At 70.6% G+C, this 6,184-nt stretch carries 7 protein-coding genes and 1 pseudogene; 4 read left to right on the top strand and 4 right to left on the bottom strand.

Annotated features, from left to right (window positions below; translation table 11 throughout):
• Nucleotides 1-143 precede the first annotated feature (143 nt).
• Nucleotides 144-398: a hypothetical protein gene (locus ACFU7Y_RS38065; protein WP_380771094.1), complete on the bottom strand. Its 255-nt coding sequence runs from the start codon at nucleotides 396-398 to the stop codon at nucleotides 144-146.
• Between the two features lie 457 nt (nucleotides 399-855).
• On the opposite strand from ACFU7Y_RS38065, the gene ACFU7Y_RS38060 reads away from it, so the two are divergent.
• Complete coding sequence (locus ACFU7Y_RS38060; protein WP_380771093.1) at nucleotides 856-1,698, top strand: IS5 family transposase; 843 nt, start codon at nucleotides 856-858, stop codon at nucleotides 1,696-1,698.
• A gap of 22 nt (nucleotides 1,699-1,720) precedes the next feature.
• Here ACFU7Y_RS38060 and ACFU7Y_RS38055 read toward each other — a convergent pair.
• The 3 genes and pseudogenes from ACFU7Y_RS38055 to ACFU7Y_RS38045 form a co-directional block, all read right to left on the bottom strand.
• A pseudogene (locus ACFU7Y_RS38055) lies at nucleotides 1,721-2,642 on the bottom strand (MerR family transcriptional regulator).
• The gene (locus ACFU7Y_RS38050; RefSeq protein ID WP_224280048.1) at nucleotides 2,639-3,073 is read right to left on the bottom strand and encodes a hypothetical protein; all 435 of its coding nucleotides are present in this window, start codon (nucleotides 3,071-3,073) and stop codon (nucleotides 2,639-2,641) included. Before ACFU7Y_RS38050 ends, ACFU7Y_RS38055 begins: the two are co-directional and overlap by 4 nt.
• 267 nt (nucleotides 3,074-3,340) lie before the next feature.
• A complete protein-coding gene (locus ACFU7Y_RS38045) occupies nucleotides 3,341-3,883 on the bottom strand; it encodes a hypothetical protein (protein ID WP_380771092.1) in 543 nt (180 codons plus the stop codon).
• A gap of 231 nt (nucleotides 3,884-4,114) precedes the next feature.
• Here ACFU7Y_RS38045 and ACFU7Y_RS38040 point away from each other — a divergent pair, with 231 nt between their 5' ends.
• The 3 genes from ACFU7Y_RS38040 (at nucleotide 4,115) to lspA (ending at nucleotide 5,276) form a co-directional block, all read left to right on the top strand.
• Entirely contained in the window at nucleotides 4,115-4,360 is a 246-nt protein-coding gene (locus ACFU7Y_RS38040) for a hypothetical protein (RefSeq protein WP_374119967.1), read from the top strand.
• A gap of 90 nt (nucleotides 4,361-4,450) precedes the next feature.
• Entirely contained in the window at nucleotides 4,451-4,573 is a 123-nt protein-coding gene (locus ACFU7Y_RS38035) for a hypothetical protein (protein WP_380771091.1), read from the top strand.
• 187 nt (nucleotides 4,574-4,760) lie between these two features.
• Nucleotides 4,761-5,276 (top strand): signal peptidase II, encoded by a 516-nt coding sequence (gene lspA / locus ACFU7Y_RS38030; RefSeq protein ID WP_224280044.1) that lies wholly within the window; start codon nucleotides 4,761-4,763, stop codon nucleotides 5,274-5,276.
• The last annotated feature ends 908 nt before the right edge of the window (nucleotides 5,277-6,184 follow it).

Raw genomic sequence — 6,184 nt, 5'->3', positions numbered from 1 at the left:
GGGCGACGGCGCATTCAAGTCCGCCCGCTGGACAGCCCCCGACCGGATCACCGTCACCACCGACACCGGCGCCAAGGTCTACGCGGTCGACGCGGGGAGCGGCACGCCGACCGTGGTGGAGACCACCGGCAACGTGGCTTCCCTCACCGCGCGTTGACGCCGCGCGACCGGGCGGTGCGGGCCACGAGGTCGCCGGCGTACATGGGGTTGCGGTGCGCGGCCAGGTGGCCGGCGAAGTCGTCCCACCAGGGCGGGGTGGCGGCGAGTCGGCGGGCAGCCCCGGCGGCGCGGGCGGCCACGGCGTGCGCCGAGCGCTGGTAGCAGGTCTTGCACAGGCCTTTGATCCACTGGCCGTTGTGGCCGCATGCCTGGCAGGTGGGAGGCGGTGGGGCGGTCATTGGGTCGCGGGTGTGGCAGGGGTGGCAGTGATGGCTCGCGGCGTCCAGGACGCGGCGGCGGCCGCAGCGAGCACACGGGCCGATGGCAAGGCGGCCGGCCGCGCGGCGCTCGCAGGCCGCGCACCGGTTGGCAGTGGCACGCGCGCGGCCCTGCGGATACTGGTGAACGCCACCTTCGCTGTCCGGGACGAGATGTGGTGGGGTACCGGCACCGCGTGCGCCTCCGACAGTCGCAAATTCGGCGCCTGGCCCTCCACCCTGATGACCGCTGCGGCCTTGACCTTCCCTCGAAGATCGCCACCACCACATCGGCATCGGTGCGCCACTCTATCGCTCGCCAGATCCAGCGCGACCTAGAGCTCGCGCAGATAGGCGGCGCGGGGAGCCCGGCAGCAAAGCGGGCACAGGTTCCGGCGATCATGGAGTTGCGACGCTCTGTGATCACCTGGGGGGGCCTGTGCCCGTGCTGCCATCATGGCTGACCGACCCGCTCTGGGACCAATTCGCGGCCCTGCTGCCCGATCGCCCGACAGTCGATCCGCGCCATCCGCTCGGCTGCCACCGCCCGCGCATCAGCGACCGGATCGTGTTCGACAAGCTCCTACAGCTACTGCGGTTCGGCTGCTCCTACGAGGCAATCGCCGACACCACCTGCTCCGCGACCACCATCCGCAACCGCCGCGACGAGTGGATCGCGCTCGGCGTCTTCGCCCAGCTCAAGCAGGTCGCGCTGGAGTCCTACGATCGGGTCGTCGGGCTCGTACTCGACCAGATCGCCATCGACGGCTCCATCACCGAGGCCCCTGGCGGCGGCGAGGTCGCCAGGCGCTCACCGGTCGACCGCGGCAAACAGGGGCTGAAGCGCTCGGGCATGACGGATGGTTATGGAATCCCGCTCGGTATTGTCCTGGCTGGAGCGAACCGCCACGACTCCCCGCTGCTCGCCCCGACCTTGGGCCTACTGGACGATCTCGGACCACTGCCCGACGTCATCACCGTCCATCTGGATGCCGGTTACGACTCGGACAAGACCCGCACCGAACTCGCCGCCCACCACCTGCACGGCCGCATCGCGCGCAAGGGCGAGAAGGCACCGATCCAGGCCAGTCAGCGGTGGTACGTCGAGCGCACTCACGCCTGGCAGAACGCCTTCCACCGCCTCGCCCGCTGCTACGAACGCCGCAAAACCGTCGTCAACGCCTTCTTCGACCTCGCCGACACGATCATCACGGTCCGCAGCCTCATCCGCCGAGCCTGGACCACTCACCGCTGGGACAAGCGACCAAACCGCCGCCGATGAGCACACCCATTTGCGGGAGCTCTTACTCCACGTCAGCCACGGCGCAGGCGATGTTGTCCGGGGCCCCTGCGCGGCGGGCGAGGGTGACCAGATCGCGGACCGCCACGTCCGGGTCGTCCGCGGCGACCAGCGCCGCGCGGATGTCCGGGTCGGGCAGCACGGCCGAGAGGCCGTCGGAGCAGAGCAGGTAGCGGTCCCCCGCCCGGCTCTCGCGCAGCGACAGATCGGCGTCGCTGCCCTCCCGGCCGTCCAGCGCACGCGTGAGCAGCGAACGCTGCGGATGCGCCGCCGCCTCGTCCTCCGTGAGGCGGCCCTCGTCTATCAGGGTGCGGACGAGGGAGTGGTCGGTGGTGATGCGGAACAGTTCGCCAGCGCGCAACAGGTAGGCGCGGGAGTCGCCGACGTGGGCGAGGTTGAGCTCGGAGCCGGTCCACAGCAGTGCGGTGAGCGTCGAGCCGGAGGCGCCCAGCTCCGCCATGCGGCGGTTCGCCGCGGCCACCGACTCCGCGAGAGCGGTGCGCACGTCGGCGGCCGGCCGGTCCGTCAGGGCCTTCAGCGCGTCGACGGCCAGGACGCTGGCTCGCAGTGGTCATGTTCGCGGGGTCCTTCCCGTTCAGGTGGTCCGCGAGGAAGAGGGCCAGTCGGCGCCGGGACTCGGTGTCGTGCTCGACCTGTGCCCAGTAGGCGGTGACCGCGGCCGCCGCCGCGGCGGGCGGCAGCGCGCAGACCGCGGTGATCCGGGCCAGCGGCATGCCGAGCAGTCGCAGCCACGAGACGAGCCGGGCCTGTTCCAACTGGGCCGGTTCGTAGTACCGGTAGCCGGACGCCGGGTCGACCTGCGCCGGGCGCAGCAGGCCGAGCTCGTCGTAGAGCCGCAGCGCCTTGGGCGTGAGCTCGGCCCGGCGCGCGTGTCGCCCCGCATGTGGCTCGCTCCGGACGGTCAGCCGGACGATGTCTCGACTGTCACTCCGACGGAATGGTGTCGGAGCCGGGAAGCTACAAGTTCCATCTCGACGAACGTGCCCACGAGGCCGGTCGTCTTCAACTCGTCCGCCATAGCCCGTGCTTGTACCAGTGACAGGCCGTGCACCTCTCGAAGAGCGCGAAGAACGGGCACTGCACTCGCCTCGGGCTCTGTCAGCCGGAGCCGGGCGGGTCCGTATTCCGCCAGGAGGGCCTGGCGGATCTCCTCCGGAGTCGCGTCGCCGTAGTCCTGGTCGCACCAGGCGACAGGGCAGGACTGGCAGGCCCCCTCGGTTCCCCACCACAGACGTCCACCTTCGATGGACTGGCCGGTGTCGAGTATCAGCACACCGCCGCAGGCCTCGCATCGTGTCGTGATCTCCACGCCCTGGCTTGTCACCGTGCTCCTCATCGTCGGACCTTGCCCCGGATGGTGCCGTAACAGCGTCCCTCCGTCGACCGCGTATCCTCGTTGGCCTCCCGGGTTGGCTGCGAGAACAGCTGCAGTCGCGATGCCGGCGCATCAGCTTCTCAGCCCGGGGCGGGCGGCCCCGCGGGTGGACGGAGCCGTAGGAGCCGGGGGTTGACCAGGCGGCCCAGGCCGACATCGCGGCTCGCGCCAGGTTGCGGGCACGACCGCCCCGATCGCGCCCTCGCACGGGTCGTATGCGAGCGGTGCTCAGTCGTGGATCTCCCAGGCTCTGCACGGTAGCCAGTGGGAAAGGTCTCCGAGTGCCTCGGCAGGGAAGGACACCGGCCGGGTGAGGAGGCGGTCGCCCTCCGGCTGAACGTTGATCACCACACCCAGGGAGTTCGAGCAGGGCACACCCGCGCTCATGTAGGAGAGCTCGTCGGGCCGGGTCTCCGCCCGTTCCAGCATCCACTGTTCCAGCGCGGAGGGCGCCCGGCCGACGAGCGCGATGCCGTCGGCGGTGACCTGCGGTCCACACAGGGCGTCGACCGCGATGCCGGACAGCCGCCCGTCCCGATAGTAGACGTGCAGGCCGAACTCCCGGCACCGGCCCTCGGTGACACTCCAGGTGTTGTCGTGCCGTCCGCCGGCCCAAGTACGGTGCTCGGCATCCGTGGTGACACCACGCAGGGCGTCCGTCACCTCGTCGGCGCTCATGCTGAAGCGCAACGGTCCCGCGGCCGTGAACGGCTCCAGCGTCCACTGCTGACGTTCCTCGTCCGGCCGGACATGCCACCATCCCTTAAACATGATCAACACTCTGCCCGTCGCCCCTGACAGCCACCGGCACGGAACGGGGGCACGGAGCCGGGGGCCTGCCCGACCTCGTCCGCGTGAAGACCGCCGAGAACCACGGGCAGTGCGGCACACCCCCGCGCCCGAGGGCACAGAAGCCCCTCGGGCGAGGAACCGGACAGCGCGGAGACGGGACCGGCGGTCATACACACCAGCCCACTCCCCCACCACGGCCAGCGCACAGGAATGAGCAACCCCACACCAGCCGAGGGGCGCTCCTGGCGCCTCACGGTCGACGGCGACGGCGCCCGGACCACCCGTCTGCCCGCCGCCACCGGCGGCGAGGGCCCGGACGCAGCCGGCGTCTCCGCCCACGCCACGGCCGGGGAACTGGTCCTCTTCCTCTACGACCGCATTACGGCGGACTCCGTACGGATCGACGGCGACGCCGGGCTGTTCGACCTGCTCCGCGCCTGGGAGCCGGAGGAGTAGGACGTCACGGGGCACCGGCTGCGGAGCCCCCGCCCGGGGCGGGCACGACGCCCGTGTCCGCTCCGGCCCGCGGTCCATGACGTCGCCTACGTGCCCGGCGCGCCGTTCTTCGCGGACCAGGTCGACCTGGCGACCCTGCGGCTCTCGTTCACCGGACACCCCTCCGGGACGATCAGGGAAGGGCTGACACGCCTCGCCGAAGTCTTCAAGTGACCGTCGTGGCTCGCCGACGCCCGGCAACGGCGAGGGTGTGCTCCCGTTCTGACGGTGTGCTCCCGTTCTTGGGAACGCTCGTGCGCAAGCAGCCGTCACCTACAATGCGGCCATGACTGGCTTACTACGCCTACGGGTTGCGCGAGGAGCTTCCTTACCCGGTGACACGCCTCGACGACTGGGAACCATGACAGCCGTAGCACTCGCGCTGCTGGCGTCGGATTTCATCACCAAACAGATAGCACTGACACATTTCTCAGGGACCGATCCGACAGAGGCACTCGGTGGGCTTCTGAAATTCACGTTGGTCTTCAATTCGGGTGGAGCATTCTCCATCGGCGAGGGGGAGACATGGTTCTTCACCACGGTGAAGATGATGGTCATCGTCCTCATGCTGATGGTGTCGCCCCGAATCCGCACCCCCCTCTGGGCGGTCTCCTTCGGCCTGGTCATCGCCGGGGCGGCCGGAAATCTCGTCGACCGGCTGTTCCGGGCCCCCTCTCCGTGGGAGGGACGCGTCGTGGACTGGATCCAACTGCCGCACTGGCCGGTCTTCAACCTCGCCGACTGTGGCGTGGTGTGCGGCAGCGCCCTGGTGATGTGGGCCTCGGCACGCGGCATCCGCCTGGACGGCACGCGCGCGTCCGAGGCGCCGACCGAGCCGGGCGGAACGGAGCAGACCGCTGAGGGGAGGGACCAGTAGGGCAATGGGCCTTCCGGCCCAGCCGTACCGATGCCGGACGGGCACGGGCCCGGAGCCATACGGGCACCGGCCCGGAGTCCTACGGGCTGAGGAGTGGCCCCTTCGGCGGCTGCGACGGGCCGGGCGGACGCGGGTCCGGGTATGCGGTCGGCGGCCGGCTGGTCCTGACCTCCGCCCACGTCACCGGCCCCACCGGCACCAGGGTGAAGGTCTTCCACCCGGCCGGCAGCGGCACCGCGACCGGAACCGTAGTGTTGGCCGGCACCTCCGGTGGGCGTGACGACGCGGCGCTCGTGCTCGTCGACGACTCCCCGCACTGGCAGCCGCCTGCCGCTCCCGTTCACTGGGGGCGGCCGGACACCACCCGCCCCGGCGCTCCGTGCGAGACCCGGGGCGTCCCCGACAAGGCCCAGCGCCCCGACCACCCCATCGAGGCCTCGCACCTCCACGGTGAGGTGAACCCGGGCAGCGGCTTCGTCGGCAACCTGGCTTTGCTCACGAGTCATGGCTCTGGCTCAACTTCTGGATGCTGTTGGTGATCTTCACTGGTGAGAGTGAGGTTGTAGTCGATCGGCTGCTGCTGAGTGTGTCTGCCTGGTGTTCTGGTCTGGAGGTTCGGGCTGGTCGAAGGGTGGGCTGCGGTGGTGATGGGTTCCTGGTCCGGGCGAGAGATCCCGCCGCTGACCGCGCGTATGGCTCGGGCGAGCAATCCCCGTGGCACGGCGGCGATGTGGGTGCGGGCGAGCACCGGGCTGTCGCCGCCAGCATGCTCGGAGCCGTCCCCGAGCCCCGGATCGCCACCGGCCGGCCGGGGCGGGAATCTCGGAGAGCTTTTTTCTAGGCCGCGGACCAGAGCCGGGACGCGGCGTAGCTGCGCCCTGGCCGCCAGCGTTCCGCCGACCCCGCCG

Origin of the sequence: Kitasatospora sp. NPDC057542 (assembly GCF_042801945.1) — a bacterium.
Lineage (GTDB): Bacteria > Actinomycetota > Actinomycetes > Streptomycetales > Streptomycetaceae > Kitasatospora.
The sequence above is the reverse complement of the archived record's forward strand: the minus strand, read 5'-3'. Positions and strand labels throughout refer to the sequence as shown.